Source organism: Nocardia sp. NPDC127606, assembly GCF_042671725.1.
Lineage (GTDB): Bacteria > Actinomycetota > Actinomycetes > Mycobacteriales > Mycobacteriaceae > Nocardia.
The window spans coordinates 475053-500199 of sequence record NZ_JBHXWQ010000003.1 but is presented as its reverse complement, the minus strand read 5'-3'; the positions used below and the strand labels follow the sequence as shown (position 1 = coordinate 500199).

Annotated in this window: 27 protein-coding genes and 2 tRNA genes; 16 read left to right on the top strand and 13 right to left on the bottom strand. The window is 65.2% G+C overall.

The features are described 5' to 3' along the window. Window positions 1-38 precede the first annotated feature (38 nt). From ACFVJ5_RS17905 to leuC, 3 genes are all read right to left on the bottom strand, one after another. Complete coding sequence (locus ACFVJ5_RS17905; protein WP_379221355.1) at window positions 39-689, bottom strand: HU family DNA-binding protein; 651 nt, start codon at window positions 687-689, stop codon at window positions 39-41. A 156-nt stretch (window positions 690-845) separates the two neighbouring features. Continuing rightward, on the bottom strand, window positions 846-1454 hold the full coding sequence (gene leuD / locus ACFVJ5_RS17900; RefSeq protein WP_379221353.1) for a 3-isopropylmalate dehydratase small subunit: 609 nt from the start codon (window positions 1452-1454) through the stop codon (window positions 846-848). A 35-nt stretch (window positions 1455-1489) separates the two neighbouring features. Further along, a complete protein-coding gene (gene leuC, locus ACFVJ5_RS17895) occupies window positions 1490-2914 on the bottom strand; it encodes a 3-isopropylmalate dehydratase large subunit (RefSeq protein WP_364401667.1) in 1425 nt (474 codons plus the stop codon). A 63-nt stretch (window positions 2915-2977) separates the two neighbouring features. On the opposite strand from leuC, the gene ACFVJ5_RS17890 reads away from it, so the two are divergent. Then, window positions 2978-3679 carry an IclR family transcriptional regulator gene (locus ACFVJ5_RS17890; RefSeq protein ID WP_101466364.1) on the top strand — a complete coding sequence of 234 codons (702 nt, stop codon included), beginning with the start codon at window positions 2978-2980 and terminating at the stop codon, window positions 3677-3679. Window positions 3680-3730: 51 nt separating this feature from the next. On the opposite strand, the gene ACFVJ5_RS17885 is transcribed toward ACFVJ5_RS17890, so the two are convergent. From ACFVJ5_RS17885 to ACFVJ5_RS17870, 4 genes are all read right to left on the bottom strand, one after another. Next, window positions 3731-3803 (bottom strand) — tRNA-Glu (locus ACFVJ5_RS17885). A 27-nt stretch (window positions 3804-3830) separates the two neighbouring features. Then, window positions 3831-3902, bottom strand: a tRNA-Gln gene (locus ACFVJ5_RS17880). A gap of 192 nt (window positions 3903-4094) precedes the next feature. Further along, entirely contained in the window at window positions 4095-5570 is a 1476-nt protein-coding gene (gene gltX / locus ACFVJ5_RS17875) for a glutamate--tRNA ligase (RefSeq protein ID WP_379221351.1), read from the bottom strand. 20 nt (window positions 5571-5590) lie between these two features. Continuing rightward, on the bottom strand, window positions 5591-6364 hold the full coding sequence (locus ACFVJ5_RS17870; RefSeq protein ID WP_379221349.1) for a fumarylacetoacetate hydrolase family protein: 774 nt from the start codon (window positions 6362-6364) through the stop codon (window positions 5591-5593). Window positions 6365-6666: 302 nt separating this feature from the next. On the opposite strand from ACFVJ5_RS17870, the gene ACFVJ5_RS17865 reads away from it, so the two are divergent. Continuing rightward, a complete protein-coding gene (locus ACFVJ5_RS17865; protein WP_379221896.1) occupies window positions 6667-7842 on the top strand; it encodes an MFS transporter in 1176 nt (391 codons plus the stop codon). A gap of 158 nt (window positions 7843-8000) precedes the next feature. Here the strand turns inward: ACFVJ5_RS17865 and ACFVJ5_RS17860 are convergent, their stop codons facing one another. Further along, entirely contained in the window at window positions 8001-9008 is a 1008-nt protein-coding gene (locus ACFVJ5_RS17860) for a 3-isopropylmalate dehydrogenase (protein ID WP_379221347.1), read from the bottom strand. A gap of 118 nt (window positions 9009-9126) precedes the next feature. Continuing rightward, window positions 9127-10725 (bottom strand): phosphoglycerate dehydrogenase, encoded by a 1599-nt coding sequence (gene serA, locus ACFVJ5_RS17855; protein WP_379221345.1) that lies wholly within the window; start codon window positions 10723-10725, stop codon window positions 9127-9129. Between the two features lie 135 nt (window positions 10726-10860). On the opposite strand from serA, the gene ACFVJ5_RS17850 reads away from it, so the two are divergent. After that, window positions 10861-11664, top strand: coding sequence for a DNA polymerase beta superfamily protein (locus tag ACFVJ5_RS17850; RefSeq protein ID WP_379221343.1), 804 nt, complete (start codon window positions 10861-10863; stop codon window positions 11662-11664). 72 nt (window positions 11665-11736) lie between these two features. Here the strand turns inward: ACFVJ5_RS17850 and ACFVJ5_RS17845 are convergent, their stop codons facing one another. After that, window positions 11737-11940: a cold-shock protein gene (locus ACFVJ5_RS17845; protein WP_056812000.1), complete on the bottom strand. Its 204-nt coding sequence runs from the start codon at window positions 11938-11940 to the stop codon at window positions 11737-11739. A gap of 418 nt (window positions 11941-12358) precedes the next feature. Between ACFVJ5_RS17845 and ACFVJ5_RS17840 the strand changes: the two genes are divergently transcribed. Both ACFVJ5_RS17840 and ACFVJ5_RS17835 read left to right on the top strand, forming a co-directional pair. Beyond that, window positions 12359-13141 carry an MHYT domain-containing protein gene (locus ACFVJ5_RS17840; RefSeq protein ID WP_379221341.1) on the top strand — a complete coding sequence of 261 codons (783 nt, stop codon included), beginning with the start codon at window positions 12359-12361 and terminating at the stop codon, window positions 13139-13141. Between the two features lie 88 nt (window positions 13142-13229). Then, a complete protein-coding gene (locus tag ACFVJ5_RS17835; protein ID WP_379221339.1) occupies window positions 13230-13499 on the top strand; it encodes a hypothetical protein in 270 nt (89 codons plus the stop codon). Here ACFVJ5_RS17835 and ACFVJ5_RS17830 read toward each other — a convergent pair whose 3' ends face one another. Continuing rightward, window positions 13500-13703: a cold-shock protein gene (locus tag ACFVJ5_RS17830; RefSeq protein WP_378626291.1), complete on the bottom strand. Its 204-nt coding sequence runs from the start codon at window positions 13701-13703 to the stop codon at window positions 13500-13502. A 170-nt stretch (window positions 13704-13873) separates the two neighbouring features. Here ACFVJ5_RS17830 and ACFVJ5_RS17825 point away from each other — a divergent pair, with 170 nt between their 5' ends. Beyond that, complete coding sequence (locus tag ACFVJ5_RS17825) at window positions 13874-15169, top strand: hypothetical protein (RefSeq protein WP_379221337.1); 1296 nt, start codon at window positions 13874-13876, stop codon at window positions 15167-15169. Here ACFVJ5_RS17825 and ACFVJ5_RS17820 read toward each other — a convergent pair. Next, window positions 15159-15602 carry an NUDIX domain-containing protein gene (locus ACFVJ5_RS17820; protein WP_379221336.1) on the bottom strand — a complete coding sequence of 148 codons (444 nt, stop codon included), beginning with the start codon at window positions 15600-15602 and terminating at the stop codon, window positions 15159-15161. The two genes, ACFVJ5_RS17825 and ACFVJ5_RS17820, sit on opposite strands and share 11 nt — an antisense overlap. 76 nt (window positions 15603-15678) lie before the next feature. On the opposite strand from ACFVJ5_RS17820, the gene ACFVJ5_RS17815 reads away from it, so the two are divergent. From ACFVJ5_RS17815 to ACFVJ5_RS17805, 3 genes are all read left to right on the top strand, one after another. After that, window positions 15679-16323 carry a hypothetical protein gene (locus ACFVJ5_RS17815; protein WP_379221334.1) on the top strand — a complete coding sequence of 215 codons (645 nt, stop codon included), beginning with the start codon at window positions 15679-15681 and terminating at the stop codon, window positions 16321-16323. A 74-nt stretch (window positions 16324-16397) separates the two neighbouring features. Then, window positions 16398-16916, top strand: coding sequence for a hemerythrin domain-containing protein (locus ACFVJ5_RS17810; protein WP_379221332.1), 519 nt, complete (start codon window positions 16398-16400; stop codon window positions 16914-16916). Window positions 16917-16963: 47 nt separating this feature from the next. After that, on the top strand, window positions 16964-17392 hold the full coding sequence (locus tag ACFVJ5_RS17805; RefSeq protein ID WP_379221330.1) for a zinc-binding dehydrogenase: 429 nt from the start codon (window positions 16964-16966) through the stop codon (window positions 17390-17392). Window positions 17393-17452: 60 nt separating this feature from the next. On the opposite strand, the gene ACFVJ5_RS17800 is transcribed toward ACFVJ5_RS17805, so the two are convergent. Beyond that, a complete protein-coding gene (locus tag ACFVJ5_RS17800) occupies window positions 17453-17902 on the bottom strand; it encodes a hypothetical protein (protein WP_379221329.1) in 450 nt (149 codons plus the stop codon). A 286-nt stretch (window positions 17903-18188) separates the two neighbouring features. On the opposite strand from ACFVJ5_RS17800, the gene ACFVJ5_RS17795 reads away from it, so the two are divergent. The 7 genes from ACFVJ5_RS17795 to ACFVJ5_RS17765 are packed head-to-tail and all read left to right on the top strand — an operon-like array spanning window position 18189 to window position 25012. After that, window positions 18189-19844 (top strand): hypothetical protein, encoded by a 1656-nt coding sequence (locus tag ACFVJ5_RS17795; RefSeq protein WP_379221327.1) that lies wholly within the window; start codon window positions 18189-18191, stop codon window positions 19842-19844. Then, window positions 19841-20611: an ESX secretion-associated protein EspG gene (locus ACFVJ5_RS17790; RefSeq protein ID WP_379221325.1), complete on the top strand. Its 771-nt coding sequence runs from the start codon at window positions 19841-19843 to the stop codon at window positions 20609-20611. The genes ACFVJ5_RS17795 and ACFVJ5_RS17790 overlap by 4 nt, the downstream gene beginning before the upstream one ends. A gap of 13 nt (window positions 20612-20624) precedes the next feature. Further along, window positions 20625-21023, top strand: a complete 399-nt coding sequence (locus ACFVJ5_RS17785; protein WP_379221324.1) for a hypothetical protein — start codon at window positions 20625-20627, stop codon at window positions 21021-21023. Next, on the top strand, window positions 21020-21649 hold the full coding sequence (locus tag ACFVJ5_RS17780) for a DUF3558 family protein (protein WP_379221322.1): 630 nt from the start codon (window positions 21020-21022) through the stop codon (window positions 21647-21649). Before ACFVJ5_RS17785 ends, ACFVJ5_RS17780 begins: the two co-directional genes overlap by 4 nt. A 44-nt stretch (window positions 21650-21693) precedes the next feature. Then, window positions 21694-22002, top strand: coding sequence for a hypothetical protein (locus tag ACFVJ5_RS17775; RefSeq protein ID WP_379221320.1), 309 nt, complete (start codon window positions 21694-21696; stop codon window positions 22000-22002). Continuing rightward, entirely contained in the window at window positions 21999-24473 is a 2475-nt protein-coding gene (locus ACFVJ5_RS17770) for a WXG100 family type VII secretion target (RefSeq protein WP_379221318.1), read from the top strand. The genes ACFVJ5_RS17775 and ACFVJ5_RS17770 overlap by 4 nt, the downstream gene beginning before the upstream one ends. After that, complete coding sequence (locus tag ACFVJ5_RS17765) at window positions 24470-25012, top strand: DUF3558 family protein (protein ID WP_379221316.1); 543 nt, start codon at window positions 24470-24472, stop codon at window positions 25010-25012. The genes ACFVJ5_RS17770 and ACFVJ5_RS17765 overlap by 4 nt, the downstream gene beginning before the upstream one ends. Window positions 25013-25147: the final 135 nt, after the last annotated feature.

The following is a 25147-nucleotide window of genomic DNA, read 5'->3' as shown; positions in this document are numbered from 1 at the left end:
ACGTGCACATTCCCCGACCTGATCCCGCTGCGGCAGGATCAACGAGCACGACGGGCGGCAGTCTTCTTAGCAGCAGTCTTCTTGGCGGCAGGAGCCTTCTTCGCAGCGGTGGTCTTCTTGACGGCCGTGGTCTTGGCCGCCGTCACCTTCTTGGCAGGAGCCTTCTTGGCCGCCGTCACCTTCTTGGCGGGCGCCTTCTTGGCCGCCGTCACTTTCTTTGCCGTCGTGGTCTTCTTGGCGGCAGGTGCCTTGGTGGCGGCCTTGCGGGCCGTGGTCTTGGCCGGACCCTTGGACGGCGTGGCCTTCTTGGCCGCGGTCTTCTTCGCCGCGGTCTTCTTGGCTGCCGCCTTCTTCGCCGCCACCGGGGCATTCACGCCCCGCTTGACGGCAGGCCCGGACGAGGCCAGCTTCTGCTTACCCGCGATGACTGCCTTGAACTGCGCGCCCGGTCGGAAGGCGGGCACCGAAGTGGCCTTCACCTTCACGGTTTCACCGGTACGCGGGTTACGGGCAACCCGGGGAGCACGCTTGCGCTGTTCGAACACACCGAATCCGGTGATGGTGACGCTTTGACCCTTGTGCACGGCACGGACGATGGTGTCGACAACATTCTCGACAGCCGCGGTAGCCGTCCGCCTGTCCGTACCCAACTTTTCGGTCAGAACGTCGATCAGTTCCGCCTTGTTCATTGAATCCTCCGCAGACTAATGGCCCGTCGTCGGACCGACTAGGTACCACGGTAAACCCAGTTTGAGCAAGAGTCTATGTGCCACGCCAAAATTCATGTGGTTTAGCACACGTCCAGCTACCGCCGCCCGGGATGCGCCCCTAAGCGCCCCAGCTGATTACGCCCGTGAAATAGGCTCCGGCAGCGTCACGGGTTTCCATGACGGCCTTCCCTTTTCGAACTCGCTGATCTCGTCGGCGCGGCGCAGCGTGAGGCCGACGTCGTCCAAACCCTCCAGCAGACGCCACCGGGTGTAGTCGTCAATATCGAACGGCAACACGACGGTTCCCGCTGTGACGGTGCGTGAGGACAGGTCGACAACCAATTCGATGCCGGGCTGTTCCTCGATCAGCTTCCAGAGCATTTCGACATCGTTCTGTGACATCTGCGCGGCCAACAGCCCGCCCTTGCCCGCATTTCCACGGAAGATGTCCGCGAAACGCGACGAGATGACCACCCGAAAGCCGTAGTCCGACAGAGCCCACACGGCGTGCTCACGCGAAGAACCGGTGCCGAAATCCGGGCCCGCCACCAGCACGCTGCCCCGGTTGTACGGCTCGGTGTTGAGAATGAACTCCGGATCGGCACGCCAACCGGCGAACAAGCCGTCCTCGAAACCCGTTCGGGTCACGCGCTTCAGGTAAACGGCGGGGATGATCTGATCGGTGTCGACATTGGACCGGCGCAGCGGTACGCCGATGCCTTTGTGAACGGTGAAGGCTTCCATAACGATTCCCTTTCGATCTGTAGGTGATCGGTGACTCAGGCCAGATCGGCAGGCGAGGACAGGGTTCCACGGACCGCTGTGGCGGCCGCGACCAGCGGCGAGACCAGGTGCGTGCGACCGCCCTTGCCCTGCCTGCCCTCGAAATTGCGGTTCGAGGTCGACGCGCAGCGCTGGCCGGGTTCGAGCTGATCAGGATTCATACCCAGGCACATCGAGCAGCCCGCCTGACGCCATTCCGCGCCCGCGGCGGTGAAAATCTCGCCGAGTCCTTCTTTTTCCGCCTGCGCGCGCACCCGCATCGAGCCCGGCACAACCAGCATTCGCACGCCCTCGGCGACCTGGCGTCCCTTCAAAACATCGGCCACCGCGCGCAAATCTTCGATCCGGCCGTTGGTGCAGGAGCCGACGAATACGGTGTCGACGCTCACCTCACGCAGCGGCATTCCCGGCGTCAGGTCCATGTAGCGCAAGGCCTTCTCGGCGGATTCGCGCTCGTTCTCGTCGGCGATCTGGGCCGGGTCGGGCACATTCGCGCCCAGCGGCAGGCCCTGGCCGGGGTTGGTGCCCCAGGTGACGAACGGGGTGAGCGTGTTCGCGTCGATGTGGACCTCGGCGTCGAACTGCGCGCCCTCGTCGGTGACCAGCGCGTCCCAGGAGGCCACTGCGGCATCCCAGTCGGCTCCCTGCGGTGCGTGCGGGCGGCCCTTCAGGAATTCGTAGGTCACCTCGTCGGGGCCGATCATGCCGGCGCGTGCGCCCGCTTCGATGGACATGTTGCAGATCGTCATCCGCGCTTCCATCGACAGCTTGCGGATCGCCTCGCCGCGGTACTCCAGCACATAGCCCTGGCCACCGCCCGTGCCGATCTCGGCGATCACGGCCAGGATCAGGTCCTTGCTCGTGACGCCCGGCGCCAATTCACCGTCGACGGTGATGGCCATCGTCTTGAACGGGCGCAGCGACAGCGTCTGGGTGGCGAGCACGTGCTCGACCTCACTGGTGCCGATGCCCATCGCCAGCGCGCCGAACGCACCGTGGGTGGAGGTGTGGCTGTCACCGCAGACGACGGTCATGCCGGGCTGGGTGAGACCCAGCTGCGGACCGACCACGTGCACGATGCCCTGCTCCGCGTCGCCCATCGAGTGCAGGCGCACGCCGAATTCGGCGCAGTTGCGGCGCAGCGTCTCCACCTGGGTGCGCGAGATCGGGTCCGCGATCGGCTTGTCGATATCGGCGGTGGGGACGTTGTGGTCCTCGGTGGCGATGGTGAGATCGGTTCTGCGCACCGGACGGCCCGCCGCGCGTAGCCCGTCGAAGGCCTGCGGACTGGTCACCTCGTGCACGAGGTGCAGATCGATGTAGATCAGGTCGGGTTCACGGGAGGAACCATCGCCTTCGCCAGTGACGACGACGTGCTGTTCCCACACCTTCTCGGCCAGTGTGCGAGCGCGCTCGGCCATTGCTTGATCACCTTTCGACGGACATACTTGGTATCTCAGCATTTGAGACGTTAGTATCGTTCTATGAGACAGCATAGCGGTATCGGTGTTCTCGACAAAGCCGTGGCGGTGCTCTACGCCGTCGCCGACGAGCCCTGCGGTCTCAACGACCTGTGCACCCGCACCGGCCTGCCGCGCGCCACCGCGCACCGGCTGGCGGTCGGGCTGGAGACGCACCGGCTGCTGGCCCGCGACGGCAACGGATTGTGGCGGCCGGGGCCCGCGCTCACCGAGTTGTCGGCGGGGGCGGCCGATCCACTGGTGGAGGCCGCCGGTGCCATTCTGCCCCGTCTGCGCGAGATCACCGGCGAGAGCGTCCAGCTCTACTGCCGCGACGGTCACGCCCGCGTCTGCGTCGCCGCGCTGGAGCCGCCCGTCGGCCTGCGTGACACGGTGCCGGTCGGTTCGCGACTACCGCTCACCGCGGGTTCGGCGGCGAAGGTATTGCTCGCATGGGCCGATCCCGAGTTGCAGCGCACGGTCCTGGCCGACGCGGTGTTCGGCGACCGGGCACTGGCCGAGGTGCGCAAGCGCGGCTGGGCGCAGAGCGCCGCCGAGCGCGCACAGGGCGTGGCGAGCGTGTCGGCGCCCGTGCGCGATGCCGGCGGGGTGATCGTGGCCGCCGTCTCGGTATCGGGGCCGATCGATCGAATGGGCCGTAGGCCGGGCGCGCGCTGGGCCGCCGATCTGGTCGCGGCCGCCGAGGCGTTGCACAAGCGATTGTAGAAACGAAGAAGGCCCCCGGTCGGATTCGACCGGGAGCCTTACTTTGCTTTGTAGCCCCGACGGGATTCGAACCCGCGCTACCGCCTTGAGAGGGCGGCGTCCTAGGCCGCTAGACGACGGGGCCGGGACGATCTCACAGAGTGAAACCTTGCTGGGGTACCAGGACTCGAACCTAGAATGGCTGTACCAGAAACAGCTGTGTTGCCAATTACACCATACCCCAAAGACCGAAACGCCCGACCTTGCAATCTCCACCGAGTGGTTGTCGGTGTTGCGAGGCCGTGTTCCGCGGCGATGAGAAGATTACCAAACACTAGGGGGTAAACTACAAATCGCCTGGTCAGAAGCCGCTTTTCGGCCGTTTTCGACCCTGCTGGAGCGGATGCGACGCAAGAGCCGCACCCGCTCCCCACAGCTACTGCGCGGCAGGAGCCCAACCACGGGCGGCACGCAGTCGATCGAGCGAGGCCTCCCGGCCCAGCAATTCCATCGACTCGTACAGCGGCGGGCTGATGTGCGAGCCCGTCACCGCGACCCGCACCGGCGCGAACGCCTTACGCGGCTTGAGCCCCAGATCGTCGATCAGCGCCTTTTTCAGCGCCTCCTCCAGTGCCGGGGTGGTCCACTCGCCCAGCGGCTCCACAGCGGCGATCGCGGCGTCGAGCACGGGGTCGGCCTCGGCGCCGAGATTCTTGGTGCCCGCCGCCTGGTCGATCGCGAACTCCGCGGGGGCGACGAACAGGAACTTCAGCAGGTCCCACGCGTCGCCGAGCACCACGATGCGGGTCTGCACGAGTTCGGCGGCGACCAGGAAGGTCTTCTCGTCGACTTCGGCCCCGATGTGGCCTTTCGCGGTGAGGAACTCACGCAAACGGTGACCGAAATCGCCGGGCTCGAGCAGGCGAATCTGCTCGGCATTGATGGCGTCGGCCTTCTTCTGATCGAAGCGAGCCGGATTCGAATTCACCGAGGAGATATCGAAAGCCGCGACCATTTCCAGCATGGAGAACACATCGCGATCCTCGCCGATGCTCCAGCCGAGCAGAGCGAGGTAATTCAGCAAACCCTCGGGGATGAATCCGCGGTCCCGGTGCAGAAACAGATTCGATTCCGGGTCGCGCTTGGACAGTTTCTTGTTGCCCTGACCCATCACGAACGGCAGATGACCGAACTCGGGTGTGAACTCGGCAACCCCGATACGCTGCAGCGCGGCATAGAGCGCGAGCTGACGTGGTGTCGACGAGAGCAGATCCTCACCCCGCAACACATGGGTGATCCGCATCATCGCGTCGTCGACCGGATTCACCAACGTGTAGAGCGGGTCACCATTGCCACGGGTGAGGGCGAAATCGGGGACGGTTCCGGCTTTGAAGGTGGTTTCGCCGCGAACGAGATCATTCCATCCGAGATCTTCGTCAGGCATCCGCAAACGGACCACGGCGGGGCGACCCTCGGCTTTGTACGCCGCGATCTGCTCGGCGCTGAGATCGCGATCGAAATTGTCGTAACCGAGTTTCGGGTCGCGGCCGACGGCGCGATGACGGGCCTCGACTTCCTCCGGCGTCGAGAAGGCCTCGTAGGCCTCGCCGGCCTCGAGCAACCGGCGCACCACATCCAGGTGCTGATCGCGGCGCAGCGACTGCCGGTAGGGCTCGTAGGGCCCACCGACCTCGGGGCCCTCGTCCCAGATGAGCCCGAGCCAGCGCAGCGCGTCGAGCAGTGCGCGGTAGGAATCCTCGGAATCGCGTGCGGCGTCGGTGTCTTCGATGCGGAACACGAATTTGCCGCCGTGGTGGCGCGCGAACGCCCAGTTGAACAGCGCCGTGCGCACCAGGCCGACGTGCGGCGTGCCGGTCGGCGACGGGCAGAAACGGACCCGTACTTCAGTCATGACTCTCTTCTCCGCTTGTCTCAGCGCTTGGTGGCAACAGGATTGGTGAGGGTGCCGATGCCCTCGACGGTGACCGACACGTTCTGCCCGGCCTGCAGCGGACCGACGCCTTCCGGTGTGCCGGTGAGGATCACGTCACCGGGCAGCAGGGTCATCACCGCGCTGATCCATTCGATGATCTTCGGAATATCGTGCAGGAACAGCGACGTGCGGCTGCGTTGGCGGACCTCGCCGTCGACCTCGGTGACGATCTCCAGATCGCTTGGGTCCAGCGCGGTTTCGATCCACGGGCCGAGCGGGCAGAAGGTGTCGTAGCCCTTGGCCCTGGTCCACTGGCCGTCGTGGCGCTGCTGATCACGAGCGGTGACGTCGTTGGCGATCGTGTAGCCCAGGATCACCTCGGACGCCTTCGCCGCGGCCACGTCCTTGCACGGGCGGCCGATCACCACGGCCAGCTCGCCTTCGTAGTCGACCTGAGAAGAGCTGGGCGGCAGGATGATCGATGCGTTCGGCCCGATGATCGAGGTGTTCGGCTTGATGAAGATCACCGGGTCCACCGGCGCCGCACCGCCCATTTCGGCCGCGTGGGCGGCGTAGTTCTTGCCGATGCAGATCACTTTGCTCGCCAGGATCGGCGCCAGCAGGCGGATATCGGCCAGCGGCCAGCTCCGTCCGGTGAACGTCGGCGAGCCGAACGGATGTTCGGCGATCTCCTTGGCGACGGCATCGCTTCCGTCGCCCTCGATGCTGACGAAAGCAACTCCATCGGGACTGGCAACTCGACCTAAGCGCATGCCCCGGAGTCTATCGAGACGGGGCTACCTGCCCGAACGCGCCCGGGAAGCGGCATCGGTCGCTCGATAGCCGCTCGGGCGAAGTGCGGGCAAGCTCACACCGATGTGATTCGAAGCCGCTGCCCGCGTGCGGGATTCGCGGGTGCGCCGATGTGACCTGTCAGACACCTCGCCGGTGGGGAGATTCCACGGGTCATCGGTGTAGCGTGATCATCGATGTTCAAACAATGAGACATCAATCTCAAATAATGAGATGCAATCGTGCAATCCGGCGAGGTGAAATCGTGACAGACGCGCGGCCGATGGCCCCAGTGACGCAGATCGGTGACGGCAGACGCTGGTTGATGCTCGCCCTCGGCGTCTTCGCGCAGACCTCGAGTTCGATCTTCATCCACGGCACCCCGTTCCTGCTGCCCGCGCTCACCGCTCGTGGCGATTCGCTCGTGTCCGCCGGGGCCCTGGTGGCATTACCGACCGTAGGTCTGGTCTGCACCCTGATCGCCTGGGGGTATGTGGTCGACCGGATCGGCGAACGCATCGTGCTGGTGGCGGGAACCCTGCTGATGTTCGTGGCGGGCGTCGCCGCGGCCGTGGTGGACAACCCGGTCGCGTTCGGTGCGCTGCTGTTCGTGGGCGGTATCGGCGCCGCCAGCTCCAACGGCGCCAGCGGCCGGGTGATCGTCGGCTGGTTCCCGCCGGACCGGCGTGGCCTGGCCATGGGTATCCGCCAGACCGCGCAGCCACTGGGCGTCGGCATCGGCGCGCTCACCATTCCGTGGGTGGCCGCGCATCACGGCATCCCCGCCGCGCTGCTGGTGCCCGCGCTGATGGCCGGTGTCGCCGCGATCGGCTGCCTGGTCGGCATCATCGACCCACCGCGACCGGCCGCGAAGGCCGCCGACCGCACCAACCCCTATCGCGGCGACTCCACCCTGTGGCGCATCCACGGCGTCTCGATCCTGCTGGTCGTCCCCCAGGCCACGCTGTGGACCTTCGGCCTGCTGTGGCTCCACGTCGACCTGGGTTGGTCACTGGCCGCCGCGGGCGCCGTGATGACCGCCACCCAATTCCTCGGCGCCGCAGGCAGAATCGGCGCGGGAGCCTGGTCGGACCGAGTCGGCTCCCGCCTGGGTCCCTTGCGCCAGGTAGCCATCGCCGCCGCCCTCGCCATGGCCGCCCTGACCGTCACCGCCTGGACCGACTGGTGGTGGGCCGCCGTCCCGTTGATGGTCGCGGCTTCGGTGATCTCGGTGTCCGACAACGGTTTGGCGTTCACGGCCGTGGCCGAGATCGCCGGCCCCTTCTGGAGTGGTCGGGGCCTCGGCATCCAGAACACCGGCCAGAACCTCGCGATAGCCGCCGTCCCACCACTTTTCGGTGCGGTGATCACGGCGACCGGCTTCCCCGTGGTGTACGCGTTGGCTGCTGTCGCCGCAGTGGCGGCGGTGCCCTTGGTACCCCGAGACTCGCGAAAGTAGCTGCACGTCAGGCCGGATCATCGCGACCCGGTGAATGGCGTTCCGCCAGCGGCTGATACCGGTATTCCTTACTCGCCGAACGTGATTCGATCCGACCCGCCAATGACAAAGGCTCGCTCCGACATTCAGCCGGAGCGAGCCTTTCGCGTGCGGTGGGATCAGACGATGGCCGCGATGCGGTCGCCGACCTGCACGGTGGACGCGGCGCCGGTGCGCGAGGCCAGGTCCTTGGCGACGGCGGATTCGATGCGTGCCGCGCCCTCGGTGTTGCCGAGGTGGTTGAGCAGCAACGAGACCGAGAGGATGGCGGCGGTCGGGTCGGCCTTGGACTGACCGGCGATATCGGGGGCGCTGCCATGGACCGGCTCGAACATCGACGGGTTCACACCCGAGGCGTCGATATTGCCCGAGGCGGCCAGACCGATGCCACCGCTGACGGCGGCGGCGAGGTCGGTGATGATGTCGCCGAACAGGTTGTCGGTGACGATCACGTCGAAGCGGCCCGGGTCGGTCACCATGTGGATGGTGGCGGCGTCGATGTGCTGGTACGCCGTGGTCACGTCGGGGAACTCGACCGCGACCTCGTCGACGGTGCGCTGCCACAGCGAGCCGGCGAAGGCGAGCACATTGTTCTTGTGCACCAGGGTGAGGTGCTTGCGACGGGCCTGCGCGGTCGCGAAGGCGTAGCGCACCACACGCTCGATGCCGAAGCGGGTGTTGTTGGAGACCTCGGTCGCCACCTCGTGCGGAGTGCCGACGCGGATCGCGCCGCCGGTGCCGGTGTACGGGCCCTCGGTGCCCTCACGCACGACCACGAAGTCGATATCCGGGTTGCCCGACAGGGGGCTGGTGACGCCCGCGTGCAGCTTCGACGGACGCAGGTTCACGTGGTGATCCAGCGCGAAACGGGTCTTGAGCAGCAGCCCACGCTCGAGCACGCCGCTGGGCACCGACGGATCGCCGATGGCGCCGAGCAGAATCGCGTCGTGCTGCTTGAGCTCGGGCAGCACCGACTCCGGCAGGATCTCCCCGGTGCGGTGGTAGCGCGCGGCGCCCAGGTCGTACTCGGTCTTGTCCACACCGGGCACCACCACGTCGAGCACCTTGAGCGCCTCGGCGATGACCTCGGGACCGATGCCGTCACCGGCGATAACTGCGAGTTTCATGAACTAGCTCCGTTCGAAGTCGGGGCGGACCGTGCCGCGCCGGGATACAGGTGCGCGCCGCCACCGTGAGGTGACGGCGCGCAGCTGCCGATGTCCCGGCTGTACCGGGACGAACAACTCAGGCCAGGTCGACGAGGACGACCTTGGACGCGCCGACGGCCTCGGCGATCGCGGTCTGCACCTCGGCGGACACCTCGGCGTTGACGCGCAGCACCACGGTGGCGCCTTCGGCATCCACGTCCTGGCTCAGCTGCGCGGCCAGGATGTCGATCTCGGCCTCGCCCAGCAGGGTGCCGATCTTGCCCAGCGCGCCCGGCTTGTCGCTGTAGTTCAGCACGGCCAGGTTCAGGCCCTCGGCGCGCATGTCGTAGTTGCGGCCGTTGATGTTGACGATCTTCTCGACCAGGTTGGGCTCGGTCAGGGTGCCTGCCACGTTCAGGGTCGACCCGTCGCCGAACACGGCGCGCAGGTCGACGACGCTGCGGTGAGTCGGGCTCTCCGACGCGGTGGTGACGGTGGCGGTGATGCCGCGATCCTTGGCCAGCGCCGGGGCGTTGACGAAGGTGACCTGGTCCTCGACCAGCGCCGAGAACACACCGCGCAGCGCGGACAGCTCCAGCACGGCCACGTCCTGTGCGGACAGCTCGCCGCGAACCTGCACCTCGACACTGACGGGCAGCTCGCTGGCGATGGCGCCCAGCAGCGCGCCCTGCTTGCGGACGACGTCGAGCCAGGGGGCGACCTCGTCGGTCACGGCGCCACCGGTGACGTTCACCGCGCCCGGCACGAACTCACCGGCCAGCGACAGCAGCACCGACTTGGCGACGTCGGTGCCCGCGCGGTCCTGGGCTTCGGAGGTGGAAGCGCCGAGGTGCGGCGTCACGACGACCTGCGGGAGGTCGAACAGCGGCGAGTCGGTGCACGGCTCGGTCTCGAACACGTCCAGGCCGGCGGCACGCACGTGGCCGGACTTGATGGCGTCGGCGAGCGCCTGCTCGTCGATCAGCCCACCACGGGCGGCGTTGACGATGATGACGCCCGGCTTGGTCTTGGCCAGCGTCTCGGCGTTGAGCATGCCCTTGGTCTCGGGCGTTTTCGGCAGGTGGATGGAGATGAAGTCGGCGCGCTCGAGCACCTCCTCCAGGCTCAGCAGCTCGATGCCGAGCTGGGCGGCGCGAGCGGGCGAGGTGTAGGGGTCGTAGGCGACGATCTTGGTCTCGAAAGCGGCCAGACGCTGCGCGAACAGCTGCCCGATGCGGCCGAGGCCGATCACGCCGACGGTCTTGCCGAAGATCTCGACACCGTTGAACTTGCTGCGCGCCCAGGTCTTCTCTCGCAGGGTCGCGTCGGCGGCCGGGATCTGGCGCGCGGCCGAGAGCAGCAGCGTGACGGCGTGCTCGGCGGCGGTGTGGATGTTGGAGGTCGGCGCGTTGACGACCATCACGCCACGCTCGGTGGCGGCGGGCACGTCGACATTGTCGAGGCCGACGCCGGCACGGGCGACGATCTGCAGCTTCTTGCCCGCGTCGAGCACTTCGGCGTCGACGGTGGTGGCGGAGCGCACGAGCAGTGCGTCGGCCTCGGGGACCGCGGCGAGCAGCGCCGGGCGGTCGGGTCCGTCGACCCAGCGAACCTCGACACCGTCACCGAGTGCGTCGACGGTCGACTGGGCGAGCTTGTCGGCGATCAGAACTACAGGACGGCCTGCTTGGCTCACTGTGGGGTACTCCTGGGGAAGAAAGGGGGTCGGCAGTTACCGCGGCCCAGAATAGTCGCCCGGACTTCGGCTGCCCTTACCCCCCTGCCCGAAAACCGGGTGAACCCTGGGCACCGGCCGCTCTACGATCACCGCATGTCCTTGCGCACCGTCCCCGAATCGATGGACCCGGCCGTGGTGGCCGCCGTCGATGCAGAGCTCGATCGGGTGGCTGCCGAGCACAACGTGTCAATCCGCCTCGCGATCGAAAGCGGCAGCCGTGCTTGGGGTTTCCCCTCGCCCGACTCCGACTACGACTGCCGTTTCGTCTACGTGGCGGGCCTGCAGACCTACCTGTCTCCGTGGCGCACCCGCGATGTGATCGAAACGCCGTTGATCGGGCTGCTCGACGTGAACGGCTGGGATCTGGCGAAGGCGCTGCGCCTGCTGGTGGCGGGCAACGCGGTGCTCGTCGAATGGTTGATGTCGCCGATCGTCTACCGCGGTGACGAGGCATTTCGCACCCGGCTGCGGGAGGTGGCGCGGGAGGTGGCCGATCGCGACCGGATCGCTCGGCACTACCTGCACCTCGGCGCGCGCCAGTGGGCGCTGTTCGAGCGCAACGGCGGCTTGAAGAAGGTGTTCTACGCGCTGCGGCCCGCGATGGCGCTGCGCTGGTTGCGTGAGCATCCCGGTGCCGCGGTGGCACCGATGCACCTGCCGACGCTGCTCGCCGAGTGCGAGTTGCCGCTCGATCTCGTCGCGGCGATCACCGAACTGACCGATCTCAAGTCGAAGACGAGAGAGATGGGTTCGGCCGCCCCGCCCGCGCTGATCACGGCGTTCATCGACGCCGAATTCGACAGGGCCACCACGGAATTCGACTCCCGCGGGCCGCGTGATCTCACCGCGTCGATGGCCGTCACCGGCGAGTTCTTCCGCGCCGAGGCGCTGAGGTGACTACCCCCGGATAGCAGAAACTCCGCACCAACTGGTGCGGAGCTTCACATTCGTACGCTGGTCAGCGCAGAATCAGATGGCGCGAACGTCCTGAGCCTGGGGGCCCTTCTGACCCTGACCGACCTCGAACTCCACGCGCTGGCCCTCTTCGAGGGACTTGAAGCCGGAGCCGCCGATCGCGGAGTAGTGAACGAAGACGTCCGGGCCGCCTCCGTCTTGGGCGATGAAGCCGAAGCCCTTTTCGCCGTTGAACCACTTAACAACACCCTGTGCCATTTCAAAAACCTTCTGTAGATGAGCTAGGTCCTAATAGTCCGGCCCTGGTCTCGGTGTCCACCATGCCATGATCCGACGAATTCGGCCACATCGCACAGTGCAAAGTGTGCGAACTGTGAGGAAGGCAACCCCCAGATCCTGCCAGCAGACACTGGCACGGACGTGACGCGGCCCGCTTCGAGGCGGATGCTCGCCGTATGCCGAGGTAGTTGCTCCGCGGATGCCGGATTAACCGGCGGGCACCCACCGAACCGACTGGAACACTTCACCATCGAGAACTCTACGCAATAGAGACATGTCATCGTCAGCAGCCCTAGACATTTTCGAGAAACCCAGTACGGCAAATTCTCTACCAGCGTATTTTCCGAGTTCGTGAGGGATCGCACGCCTCGCCGAGAAACCACGCTAGGAGTAGACGGTGCTGGATATCAACCATTTCACTTACGGCTGGGTGACCCCCCTGCTGGCCTATGTCATGTCGGTCGTCGGGTCGATGCTGGCGCTGCGTTGCATGGTTCGCTCGCGCGCTTCGGGCATGCACGGCGGCTGGCTCACCGCGGCCGCGATCGCACTCGGTGGCACCGGTATCTGGGTCATGCATTTCATCGCGATGCTCGGTTTTTCGGTACGCGGCGTGACGATCCGCTACAACGTTCCCGTCACCTTGTTCAGCGCCGCTGTCGCCATGGGCGTGGTGTGGCTCGGATTGTCCATCGTGGTGCGCCGCAGCTGGGACAGCGCCGCGTTACCGGTCGGCGGCACGATCACCGGGCTCGGCGTCGGGGCCATGCACTACGCGGGCATGTACGCGATGAAAACCGACGCCGAGATCATCTACGACCCCGTCGTGGTCGCCGCGTCGCTCGCCATCGCGGTGGTCGCCTCGATCGCGGCGCTGTGGTTCGCCCTGCACATCCACGGCATCGTCGCCACCATGGGCGCGGCCCTGCTGATGGGCGTGGCCGTCACCGGCATGCACTACACCGGCATGTTCTCGATGAGCGCGCACACCAGCGCCCACGTGGCCCATGCCAGCGGCGCCACCGCGGCCCAGCTGCTCACACCGCTGATCATCGGCATCAGCATGGTGACCATGATCCTGCTGATGCAGGTCGGCATCACCGAAGCCGAGGACCCCAACCTCACCCGACCCGTCCACGGTCAACGCGCGAGCCGCTTCTGGCCGAGCGGCCAGAACTGAAACCTGTCAGACCCCGGTGAGACAATAGAGGAAGGAGAGAACACCGGCATGAGCTGCGGCTATGCCGATTTTCACGGGGGAGTTCCAGATGCCGATCGTCATTGTCGTCACCATCGCCTGCGCGGTTCTCGGCGCACTCAGCCTGTTCGGCGCCACCGTCGCCGAAACCCGCGCGAACCGCGCCCTGCACGACTCCCGGTCGAGCTTCGTCGGCGACGGCAACCCCACGAGCTCCTTTTTCGCGCACCGCGCCCGGCACGACCGGCTGCACCGCCTCAACACTCGGCTGCTCATCCTGAGCGCGGTCGTCTCGCTGGCGGCAACGGGTTTCGCCGTCTACGCGGTGGCTATCCTCTGATCACCCGGCCCGCACATCGTGCGCTTCGGGTCCGCGCCGGGTCTCGGTGACGGTGTATTCCACGCGCTGACCGTCGCGCAGCGTACGGAACCCCGCACCGGCCAGCGCGGTGTACTCGACGAACACGTCGGGCCCGCCGGCGTCAGGGGTGATGAATCCGAATCCCTTGCCGCTGTCGAACCAGGTCACGATCCCGCTCGGCATCCACCGACCTTCCGACTCCTGTGCCTGCCAACCTGATTCGCTAATCGTCGCATGCCGGTGCCCGCGACACGAACGGCATTCGATTCGAGGAGCCGATCGCCCGGTGACGAACTGGATATGCTCCGGACACGGTCCGACCGGACCGGGTCAGCCGCGAGAACGGGGATTCGGTGCAGCCTTCCACCGTTCGCTGCACGGCCGAAGCCGTCACGATCTTCGTCGCCACCTCGGTGGCGACGCTCGCGATCATGTTGCCGATCAGTTTCGCGTCCTTGGCGGCGTCGCTGCACGTCGACCTGCTGGTGTTCAACGTTCCGCGGGCGATGACCGGTGCGGCGTTCATCGCGGTGATCACCGCCGCCGTCACGGTGGCGATCGGCAGCGTGCGAACGGCCCGCTGGACCGCGCTGATCGCCCTGGTCGGCATCTTGGTGAACCATCTCGCGTATGTCCCGGACAGCGCCGACGGTCACCTCGACATTCTGTCGCTGCCCACCCTGAACTTCATCGACGCATTACTCGCCGGAGTTGTCATCGGCGCGCTCGCGGTCGCGGTCTGGAACGAACCGCTACTGCGCACCGTCTATCTGTTCGGCACGCTCGGCGGCACCATCCTGGGCGACCTGACCCAATCGCCCACCGACCCGAACTCCGACGGCTTCAGCGGCGCGCTCGGCGGCGCGCTGCCCCTGTGGTTCATCGCCGCGAGCGTGCTCGCGCTCGGGTACTTCGCGCTCACCACCGCGACCACGCCCCGCTGGACCACCGAAACCGCCATTCCGCTCGCGCCCGTGTTCTCCGCCGTCATCGCCTTCACGACGACCATCATCAGCGCGCTCGCCGTGGCATCCCACAAGACCAGCGCCCCCTATCTGATCGTCGCCTCGATCGTCGCCATCGCGGCCGCGGCCGCCGCCGCGATGATCCTGCCGGGACGCGACGGGATGCTGGTCTTGCTGATGAGCAGTTTCTCGGTCGCGGGCAGCCTCGTCATCACGCTGCCGCGCTCCGGGTGGATCGATCTCGCCACCCTGGCCGCCACCGCCGCCGGCTTACTGATCGGCATCCGCAGACCGCGACCGCTGGTAGCCGCGACGAGTGTGCTCGCCCTGGCCTGCCTCGTCCTGGCCGCCGACGTCTTCGCCCCACCCGCCACGCTCACCGCGGCCCTCGGGTGCCTCGCCCTGGGCTCGGTCGCCGGGTATTGCCTCGGCACGGCGGTTCCGCAGAACCCCACATCCGGGACCGTCGGCCTGGCGATCCTGTTCGTGCCCTCGATCGGTGTCGCCTTGAGCGACACCGACTTCGGGCACCTCGCCTACTCGTCGTCCTGGTACCGCACCACGGACGTCGACCGCGGGGTGGCCCCCGGTGCGGTCGCGATCGCCGTGGCACTCGGCTGCACGATCGCCGTCCTGGCCCTGATGCGCCTGCGCACCGAGCCCCCGGAGATCGTCAGCCCCTAGCCGGATCCCAGCCGTATTCCGAGAACGCTTCCCCTGTCATCACCTTGCCGATGCCGACCCGGCAGTAGTCGACGATCTCCTCGGGCAACCCTTCGGGCTCGAACCATCCCAGTTCCGAACACTTCTCGGGCTCACAGTTGGCGACCGCACCCGTCCAGCGTCGTACGGTGAAGAACATCTGGACCCGCTCGTCGCTGTGCAGCACATGCGCGAATTCCACGTCCCGAGCATCGATCTCTACCCCGACCTCCTCGCGGGCCTCCCTGATCAACCCGGCCACCGCCGATTCCCCCGCCTCCAGATGTCCCGCGGGCACGTGGAACAACCCATCGCCGAACCCCGTGTTCACCCTGCGCCCCAACAACACCCGCTCCTGCGCGTCGACCAACACCAGATGAACCCCCACCAGCACCCGGTACTTCTCCACTGTCACCCCTCCTGATCGAATTGCTCACCCAAGAACTTCGAGACCGCCGCTGTTGCAGATGTTTTCGGGGTATACCCACATCATGAGTTTCCCGGTTTCCTTCGGGTTCGCCCAGGTCGGTCTCCTGGCATTGATCGCCCTCGCAATCGCCCTACTGATCATGGCCGCACTGGCCGCCACCCGCCGTCGCGGCCCCAAAGCCGTTCTCGGCCGCGCGGTCCCCGGCGCCGCCCTCCTCCTGGTCGCGGTCCTCCTACTCTGGATCGCCACCCTCCTGCAGACCTATCTCGGCCTCACCGGCGAGATCAAAGCCGCCCATGTGGTCGCCAAACCCGTTGCCGGCCAGGAACACCAACTCGACCTGGTCCTCACCCAGTTCGACGAAGACGGAAACGCGGGTGAGCCGACAACCCATCGCATCGAGGGCGACATGTTCGCCCTACAGTCCAACATCGTCGAACTCGAACCGTGGGTCAACGCCCTCGGCTTCCACTCCGGCTACAAGCTCAGCCGCCTGTACGGCCAACGCCTCGACGGCAAATCCCCCGCCCAAGACCAGACCTTCCTCAACGGCGGCGACCGCGACTTCTTCGAGGACATGAACAAAAACCGCTGGTACACCAGCCCTTTCATCCGCTCCGCCTACGGCAACGCCACCATCGCCACCCCCGGCGAATACGACGTCTACATCTCCCGAGACGCCATCAAAGTCCGCCAGACGAACTGATCCTGAGACGCTCACGCATGGACCTGGGTGAATGAACGATGTCCGGTCTCGTCATACGCCGATGTAATTGATCCATGACTCAACGCGACTTGGCCATGATGTACGCAGCACACGACGCGTTCCGGCGCGATCTCCGAGCACTCGGCGCCGCCCCGGATCGCGAACGCTGGACGCAATTTCGCACCCAACTCTCCGTCCATCACACCGCCGAGGACGTCGTACTCTGGCCGAGCCTGCGCCGCCGCGGCGTGAACGCGCAGCTGGTCGACGCGATGGCCGCCGAACACGACCGAATCGATCCACTCCTCGCCCAAGTGAACGGGACCTTCGACACTTCAGGACCCGAGGCCGCGCGACCGACGCTCGTGGCACTGTCCGAACTGTTGCACAACCACCTACAGCACGAAGAACAAGAAACACTGCCACTGATCAACGATCGAGAATGGTCGCTACTGGACCGAGAAATGCGCCGCCGCATCGGACTCCGCGGTCTTCGGCCCTATTACTCGTGGCTCCTGCGGGACATCGAGGGTGAACCCCGCCGCAGGGCACTGTCCACGGTCCCCGGTCCTCTCCGCCTGATGTTCTCGTAGACCGAAAGTTGCTCGCTTCGAGCGGGAGGCCGCGTACCGTTTGACCCATGACCGCCTACATTGCGCTGGTCCTGGGCCTGCTGAACATCCTCGTCGGCTGGCTCCTCCACGGTGGCGGCTCCCCACTCAGCTCCCCGAGAAATCCCACCCAACGCCCACCCACCCTGGTCCTGGCCCACCTCGCCAGCGTCACCCTGTGGCTCATGATCTGGATCTCCTACCTCGCGACCGACTTCTCCCCCATCCTCGGCTGGATCGGCTTCGCCCTGAGCCTCACCATCAACGCCCTGGGCGACACCTACCTACTCACCGAAGCCCGCGCAACCACCGACGCTCGACCGCTCCGCCCGACTGGTCTCGACGGCGCCCTCACACCCGTGATCACCTCGATCCACCCGCTCTCGGACGCCCCAGCCGCCCTCGACACCATCGAAAACGGCCACGCCGCAGGCAAAGTCGTCATTAAGGTGTCATGACAGTTTGTCCAACCGATGCAACCAATCAGCGAGCAAGGCAATCACTTGCTGTGCCGTCGGTCAGTCGAAGATTTCGTCCGCAACGGCCGCGGTCATGGCTTTCACGAGCCATGCGTGGAGCTGATCGAGATCGCCGGTCTTGTTCAAAGTCGTACTCTGTGCGGCGGAAAGTTCGATTCCGCGGGCCGTCGCAACAGCAAGAACCGAGCGAGATGCTCCCATGAGCTGTCCCTGCCGCAACCCCTCTTCGTAGCCTTCGAAGTACGCCTGCCCCGCGAACAGCTCGTCCGCATGGGTCGCGGTCACCGCCCGCACCAACCATCCCCGAAGCTGATCGAGGTCAGCAGTGTCGGCGACCACCTTCAGCTGACCAGAGGACAGCTCGATTCCGCGACCGGCCAGCACGGTAAGTAATGCACGTGCGGCTTCCTCGATGCGGGCCAGCTCACCACCCTGCGCGCGCAACCGCTGGGCAGTCTCCGAGCGGAAGAACGAAAGATCCGTGGCCAATTTGTCGCTCCAAAGCTAGGCGGCGTAGAGCTCGATCTCGTCGTAGTATCGCCGCTCGACCATAGTCGCAACGATCGACTCCGCCATCGCACCTGGGCGCGATTCTCCGAACCATGGAACCGAATCGCACCGGCTCGCGTCAAAGAGATCGAGAGGCGTTTCAGGACGGAATGACAGCGGTCTGGCGGCGGCAGGTTTGCCCTGGTCAGGCTTGCGCTTCCGGCAGAGCGATCCGACCGGCGAGAGCCCTTCGGTAAGCTCCCCGGGACAACGACGAGGGGGTGCGGTGACTTCGCCGATTGAAGTGATCCTGCAGGCAGGGGTGTCGGTAGCGGCTGCCGAGCTGGGCAAGCTGGGTGGGGTCCGGTCGCGTTCGCAGGCGATCGAAGCCGCGCTGTCCGGCCAAGGCACGAGCACCGACCCGGATTACGCCAAGACTCTCGAGCAGTTCCAGACGATGTCGCATCAACAAATCTACGACGCGGTGCACGGAGCCGGCGGCATGGACGTCGCCGGCCTGCAATCCCTCGGCACGGTGTGGCAGAAAGCGTCAACCGAGCTGACAACAGCAGCCCAGTCGAACGCGAAGGACTTGGCCCGCCTGCTCGGTAATGGCGAGTGGTCCGGTTCCAGCGGTGACGCGGCGCGGGCCGCATCGCAGCGAATGGCGACAGTCATCGACGTCGTCGGACAGGTCTTCGGGGCAGTTGGGACCAGAGTCGAGGGATTGGCCTGCGCAGCCGAGGCCGTTCGGGCCGCGGTACAGGCCCCTAGAACCCTGGTCACAACCCTGAACCCCGACGACCCGATGTCGTCGATTATTCCGGGCCTGGTCAACCCGACAACTGCGACCGACCAGCGGGCCGAGCAAGACCAGGCACTCGCCGCAACCCGCGCGGCGATGGAGCAGATCTACACACCGTCATACCCTCCGAACGGTTCGGGAGTTCCGTCTTATCCGGTGGTGCAAGATGCGTTGGCCGGGGGCGATCAATCCGCGGCGGGCGGCAATGGTGGCACCCAGGGTGAAGGTTCGCCGTCCTCCACCTCTCCGGCCACCAACGGCGAGACGGCGCCCACTGGCGCCGACGACGACACCGCGACCGAGGAACCGTCGAATGTCGAAGGTGCCCAAGATGATTCGACCGACCCATCCGGCACCGACGAGGACACGACCGAGCAAACCGAGGACTCGAGCGGATCACCTTCGGAATCGTCACCGCAAACAACCGCGGCCGGAACACAGTCCGGCCCTCTCGGCGCAGCCGGATCGCCGATGTCGGGCACACCGGGCACGGGTTCGCCAAGCTCGGGCCTGCCGGGCGCGAGTTTGCCGGGCGCCGGTTCGCCGTCCACACCCAACCTCGGCGCTCCGCTGCCAGGAGTGAACGCCCAGTCGCCGTCCACCTCGGTCGCAGGATCCGCGGGAGCCGGTGGTGGCCGGGCGGGCGCTCACGGTCCGATGGGGCCGATGGCGCCCGGCGCCGGGCAGCGCAGAGGCGGCAACGACGACGAGCACCAGAGCCCGGACTACCTCCGTCGCGTCCACGACGACTGGACCGAGGGCATCAACAGCCGTCCTGCGGCGGTCGGCGCGGACGCACCATCGGCCCTGCCCGTGGAACACTCCGACGCTCCGCCCGCAAGACAGGCCGCGGTATCCGCGGCGCCGACTACCCCTGCCTCGAATAGTGCTGCTCCCGTAGATAATTCGCGCACTCCAGCTGAAGTGCCACCTTCCACAAGCATCCCGGAGTCCGTTCCCGAAAGCGCCGTGCCCACCCAGGTCGATCAGCCCGAACCGACTCCGGCTGCCGATCCGCCAGCCGAACAACAACCGGCCGGACTCACTCCCGACGTGGCGTCGCTGCTGTCCGCCTACGGGTGGGGAGCATCTACTCCCCCGCCGCCCGCCGCACCAACGGAGCGTGAACGACCGTGACCACATCGAACTGGACCCTCGACTCCAACCAGTTTGCCTGGCTGTGGCGACAATTTCCCGGCCACGACGAGTTCGACTACCCCGACCCGATACGAATCCGCCAAACCCCGACCACCGAGGATGGGGATCGGCACATGAAAGCCGTTCTCGCTGAGGGTTTCCTGCGCGACGAAGACTCCCCGCTGCGCGTGGCCTTCACCGCGCTGGCCAATCCGGAAACTCGAATTCGGTGCTTCGGCACCCTCTCCGATGGCCAAGAAGTCCACTCACACGGCGTGGTCTCCGGCCGGATCGGCGTCGTGGTTTTCCAACGCTGCTCCACCGCCGAGGCCTCCGGCCCGATTCAGATATCGACCGTGCGCCCGCACGCGGTGCCTGTCCACCTCGCGGCCACCCTTCCCCCAACTGAAGCGGGCGGAGCGGGTCGAATGCTCGGTTACACGCCTCGTGTGCGGGGCCTCGAACCTCCCACGAACTGGAATCGCGGCTCCGACGGCCGCCGGCCCGTTGACGAACGCATCCGAACACTGATGCGCAAACCCCGTAGCGCCGAAGGCCAACTGATCATCGAACGCGGCCTCCGTGCCGAATACCCCTCGCCAACACAGTATTTGAACTGGATCGACGTAGTCCCCGGTCAATTCGCATCGGGCCGCTACCTGATCCAGGTCGACCAGGACGATACGTTCGTCGTACCGACCGACCTCCCAAGCCTCGCCGCCGAACTCCACACCCGTGCCGGTTTCGACCGCGTGCCGACACGGTGAAAGAGAGCCACCGATGACCTCCGAAGTACCAGTCAACCTCGACTACGGACAGGCTGAGATCTCGGCCTTCCTGGAGGGGGCGCGCAATGGGCAGTTCAGTTTTGAACGTGAGGCCGTGCTCGAGATGGTCGGCCAGTACGACCTTCTTCTGAACACGCTGACCACAGTTCGCAAGCAGGTCGGCGACGCCGCGAACTTCAAGGGCTTCGGGGGCCTGCAGTCCGCGCTAGAACTCCAGGACGGCTTTTCCAAGAAAGCCACTGACGGGGCCACCGTTCTCGACCAGATCATCGGTGGGATATACGACATCCAGGAGGGCTACCTCCGGGCTGCAAACCTGGTCCCGGAAATAGATGCCTTGAATCAGAAACGCATCAACCTTGCCGCTGACGGAGTCGACAACCACTCATGACGCTACGAACGACCGCAACCACCATCGCCATCATTGGCTGCGCCGCGCTCACAGGATGCACTCCAGACGGCACGGGCGACTTGACCAGCCCTACCTCCACCGCCGTATCGACCTCGCAACTGCCCGCGAAGGCGGTAACGGTTCCTCCAGCTCCATCCCAGCCAGCGAGATCAGGCTCAACCGTGAGCTACGACCCCTGCTTCACGATCGGAGACGAACCAGCCGCGTCACTGGGGTTTGCTGTCGACACACGTACACGAGCTGACTTCATCGCAGACAACTACGCGTTCATCGGATGTGAATTCAAACGCATGGAAACCATCCGAACCAACACACTTTCGGTCGCGACACTGGCAGTCCGGTCCAGCAACATTCAGCTTGCCGACTACCGGAAACGTGACGACTTCGTAGACAAGCAGACCACGCTGATCAACGGGCGCGAGGCAATCAGCTACCGGTTGCGCGGTCGCACCTCGCGCGAGAGATGCAGCATCGCGATGGCTGGTCCTGACGGCACAATCGACGTCACTGTCGAAAGTGCCGCCGCGCTCACCCTCTGGATGGGTTGCGACCACATCGAGGAAGCCGCTCGAACAATCGAAGCAGTCCTACCGAAGTCCAAGTAACCCAACCCAACACACACTGCAGCCCACCCACCGGGGGACCAACGATGACAGATCTCACCGTCAACAAGGAAATCCTTGTCGGCCTCGGCACGGAACTCAACCGCATCGGCGCAGCACTCCAGGCCACCGACACGCGCGAACCCTTCCGCTGCGGCGTAGACGACCTGCCGGGTACCGCCACCGCGGCGGTCTCAGCGGCAGCCATTGACCAGGTAAAAACAGCCCTCACCTCCGTCGCCACCCGCATCAACGCCATGGGCGACGCCGCGATCCGCTGCTCGGTGAACTACGAAGAAGCCGATCAAGCCTTCGCCGACCTGCTCAAAACCACCACCGGAGGCGTGTACTCATGACCATCGGCCTCGCCGCCCTCCGCGGTTTCCATCCCGAAGCGACCACCAGCGCGGTAGCCCGCGGCATCGACACCCTCGTCGCCGACTTCAAGAAGCACATGTCCGACGTCCACACCAAAGTGGACGCGACCCAAGATGATTGGAAAGGCGACGCGGCGCGAGCCGCCAATGAGCGAGCCCTCGGCGAACGCCTCGCAGGCAACAAGCTCGCCACTGAACTCGAAGACATCGCCACTGCTTACCGCACCCACGGATCCGCGATGGACGGCTTCCGAAACGCCGCCGTCAAAGCCGCCGACGACTACCTCTACCAAGGTCTGAACGTCGCCGACGACGGCACCGTCACCGTCCCCGCAGGCAAAAAGGAAGTCCCCGGCCCTGTTCCCGGCCTGACCATCCCGATGTCGGAAGAACAACTCGCCACCTACGCCGTCGAGGGCACCACCCGAATCAAGGGCCTGATCGGCCAATTCGTCGCCGAAGACATCAAACTCGCTCAGGCCGCCGGTCAAGAACTTGTCGACATGATCCAGAAGGCCAACGGCGAATACGGCCTCGGCCCACAAGACCCCAGCAAGTACGGCAAGAGCGGGACCGATGACGGCAAGGCTCTCGCAGAAGCGTTGCGCACCAACGACACCGCAACGATCAACGAGATCCTCGCAAATATGCCGGACAACGCCCTGTCTGACGAAGACAAGGAAGCGCTCGCCAACGGCAAGGAAATCGCGGTTCCGGCTGAGCTGCGCGACTACTACAAGTCGCTGTACCAAGACCTCGGAAAAGACGGATTGCTGTCCCTCGGAACCTATCTCGACACCCAGAACCAACCGGGACTTTCCACCGCACCCGCCGCCGCAGCCGCACAAACCACGCTCGCCAGCGGCCTGATGATGGTTTCCAACGAGCGGATCGGCACCGGCTTCGACAACGGCAAACTCGTCGGCGCCGGCGATTACAACCAGCTGCCTGCCGGCATTCGCAACGTCGTCTCCGGACGCCTCGGCGACGGCGACTGGGGCAAGATCGCACCCCAGGGCCCCTACGACTTCCAGAACCGACTCAAAGACAAGGTCGGGCTCGCCGACCTCATGTCACACGCCGACTCCGGCATCCAGCCCGGCACCACCCTCGGCACTGAACTCGGCCGCCAGGGCGCCGACCTCGCCGCCTACGTCGACGGCAAAGACGCCCACGTCAATGAGTGGACCAACCAGTGGTGGAACCAAGCAATGCCAGAAGGATCCATCGACACCGAAGGATTCTTCCGCGAGCCCGACAAGGACACTCTGGACGCGACGGCCCAGAAATACATGGATCTCGGAACGTCGAATCCCGAAGCTGCGTACCAACTTCTAACCGGCAAGAACTCCCACACCGGCGAGCCGCTGCCAGCCGACCTGTCGTTTGGTGCAGGCGGCGCCGAATACCAGCCTTCGGGAAACTACGACCCCTCAAAGTTTACTTCAAGTGTGTTCTCACACGAATGGGAGGACGAGGGCAGTGCCGCGTCCGGCCTATACAGCTGGGTCGGCGAGCAAACTCACGAGCCAGGTCGTATGGGCGACCTCGCCCGCGACGCCTACCTCGAACTTCCCGAGGTATTCGCGCCCCGGGACGAGAGTGGCATGCTCGTCGCAAAGGATGGAAAGTCGGTATTCGAATCGAATGCGGAAAACTTCATCAAGAACCCCGAGTTAGCCACTGGCCTGAGCAAAACACTTGCACCAAATCTCGACTCGATCGCTGGACACCACGAGAATTCGGGTCTTACGAACGGGATTGCATCCGTATCCAACGAAGATGCCGAACGACTCTTGTTTCTAGGCGCTCACTCACCTGACGGCCAGTTGTACCTAGAGACCGCACGACAAACCTTCGATCTAGCCGTCATAAACCAGATCACGGACGGACAAGACACCACGCCGCTCGACACCGCAGCGATGATTGGTGGCCTCGATGCCAGAATCGACAATGCCCTTTACAACGCAGCAACGAACCTGGATGTGTCGGAGGCCTCCGACAAATTCACCCACGCGAACGAAATCTACGAAACCAAGCAAAAGGCAGCAGAGTTTGCGACGATGCTCATCAGCGGCGGAACAGACCAAGCTGTCGAACGACTTCCCGGCGGGGCGATTGTCCACGGGATCGTCGGCGAGATGCGTGACAAGGGAATGGAATCCGTCGTCGAGAAATGGAATCCCGAGCCCGATCCTCAACCGGTACAATTTCCCAATGTGGAAACACTCCAAGGCAGGGCATGGGAGAACTTCCGAACTCAACTCGACACCGCCAATTCAGCTGGCGGTAGCCAACTCCCGACGGTCATCACAGACCAGTACCGGCGAGACTACAGTGGAGCGTACAACGATCTTGATACCGGATTTGCCGGAAACCCTGACCGCCTGAAGCAGTTCCTGGCCGGAAATACCGCATATATCGGCGACAGCAGGAAAGCAGGGAAATGAGACCAACGAGAATCGGGCGATCAATAGCCCCAATCATCCTGCTCTTCTGCAGCGCTGGCTGCACAATAAGCGACGACCCAGTGGTGAGATCTTCAACCACACCCCCGATGCAACTGAGCACAGCCGACCTCCCCTATGATCCTTGCGACCGATTGCCTCCCGAGCTACTGACCGCCGAGGGTTTACGGATTCAAATGGCCAAGAGGTCAAACCCAGCAACCCCCACCGACCCTGGTGTGCGTTATAGCGGCTGCCTAATTGGCGGTCCCCCATCCTCTGCGGCATTCTATTTGCAGACGACGAATACGACGGTAGATCACTTCCGACAAAGCAAGATTTCCGGCAATTACAACTTCACAGACCGAACAATCGACAACAGAACGTCGACCATCGCCAACAACAAGCAGTTCCCGGGAACGTGCAAAATATTGGTTCAGGTGGACCAATACTCGGTTCTCCTCGATGGCCGTTTCAGCGATGAGACGTGCGAGAATGGCGTTAATTTGGCTGAGAAATTCTTGGTTGCGCTCGAGGGCTGAACCGATGCGATAACCAGAGCGAGTCCGGTCAGCCGAACCTGTGACGGCTAGATTGGACCTCGCATGGTGATCTGACGGTCGGGTCCCCAAACCCGGCGTGCACGCGACCGCGCGGCCCGGACTCGACGCCGCCAC

Excerpts from the sequence above, each read along its gene's own strand:
- ACFVJ5_RS17905 (WP_379221355.1), bottom strand. The coding sequence starts at position 689 with ATGAACAAGGCGGAACTGATCGACGTTCTGACCGAAAAGTTGGGTACG.
- leuD (WP_379221353.1), bottom strand. The coding sequence starts at position 1,454 with ATGGAAGCCTTCACCGTTCACAAAGGCATCGGCGTACCGCTGCGCCGG.
- leuC (WP_364401667.1), bottom strand. The coding sequence starts at position 2,914 with ATGGCCGAGCGCGCTCGCACACTGGCCGAGAAGGTGTGGGAACAGCAC.
- ACFVJ5_RS17890 (WP_101466364.1), top strand. The coding sequence starts at position 2,978 with ATGAGACAGCATAGCGGTATCGGTGTTCTCGACAAAGCCGTGGCGGTG.
- gltX (WP_379221351.1), bottom strand. The coding sequence starts at position 5,570 with ATGACTGAAGTACGGGTCCGTTTCTGCCCGTCGCCGACCGGCACGCCG.
- ACFVJ5_RS17870 (WP_379221349.1), bottom strand. The coding sequence starts at position 6,364 with ATGCGCTTAGGTCGAGTTGCCAGTCCCGATGGAGTTGCTTTCGTCAGC.
- ACFVJ5_RS17865 (WP_379221896.1), top strand. The coding sequence starts at position 6,667 with ATGGCCCCAGTGACGCAGATCGGTGACGGCAGACGCTGGTTGATGCTC.
- ACFVJ5_RS17860 (WP_379221347.1), bottom strand. The coding sequence starts at position 9,008 with ATGAAACTCGCAGTTATCGCCGGTGACGGCATCGGTCCCGAGGTCATC.
- ACFVJ5_RS17850 (WP_379221343.1), top strand. The coding sequence starts at position 10,861 with ATGTCCTTGCGCACCGTCCCCGAATCGATGGACCCGGCCGTGGTGGCC.
- ACFVJ5_RS17845 (WP_056812000.1), bottom strand. The coding sequence starts at position 11,940 with ATGGCACAGGGTGTTGTTAAGTGGTTCAACGGCGAAAAGGGCTTCGGC.
- ACFVJ5_RS17835 (WP_379221339.1), top strand. The coding sequence starts at position 13,230 with ATGCCGATCGTCATTGTCGTCACCATCGCCTGCGCGGTTCTCGGCGCA.
- ACFVJ5_RS17830 (WP_378626291.1), bottom strand. The coding sequence starts at position 13,703 with ATGCCGAGCGGGATCGTGACCTGGTTCGACAGCGGCAAGGGATTCGGA.
- ACFVJ5_RS17815 (WP_379221334.1), top strand. The coding sequence starts at position 15,679 with ATGAGTTTCCCGGTTTCCTTCGGGTTCGCCCAGGTCGGTCTCCTGGCA.
- ACFVJ5_RS17810 (WP_379221332.1), top strand. The coding sequence starts at position 16,398 with ATGACTCAACGCGACTTGGCCATGATGTACGCAGCACACGACGCGTTC.
- ACFVJ5_RS17805 (WP_379221330.1), top strand. The coding sequence starts at position 16,964 with ATGACCGCCTACATTGCGCTGGTCCTGGGCCTGCTGAACATCCTCGTC.
- ACFVJ5_RS17785 (WP_379221324.1), top strand. The coding sequence starts at position 20,625 with ATGACCTCCGAAGTACCAGTCAACCTCGACTACGGACAGGCTGAGATC.
- ACFVJ5_RS17780 (WP_379221322.1), top strand. The coding sequence starts at position 21,020 with ATGACGCTACGAACGACCGCAACCACCATCGCCATCATTGGCTGCGCC.
- ACFVJ5_RS17775 (WP_379221320.1), top strand. The coding sequence starts at position 21,694 with ATGACAGATCTCACCGTCAACAAGGAAATCCTTGTCGGCCTCGGCACG.
- ACFVJ5_RS17770 (WP_379221318.1), top strand. The coding sequence starts at position 21,999 with ATGACCATCGGCCTCGCCGCCCTCCGCGGTTTCCATCCCGAAGCGACC.
- ACFVJ5_RS17765 (WP_379221316.1), top strand. The coding sequence starts at position 24,470 with ATGAGACCAACGAGAATCGGGCGATCAATAGCCCCAATCATCCTGCTC.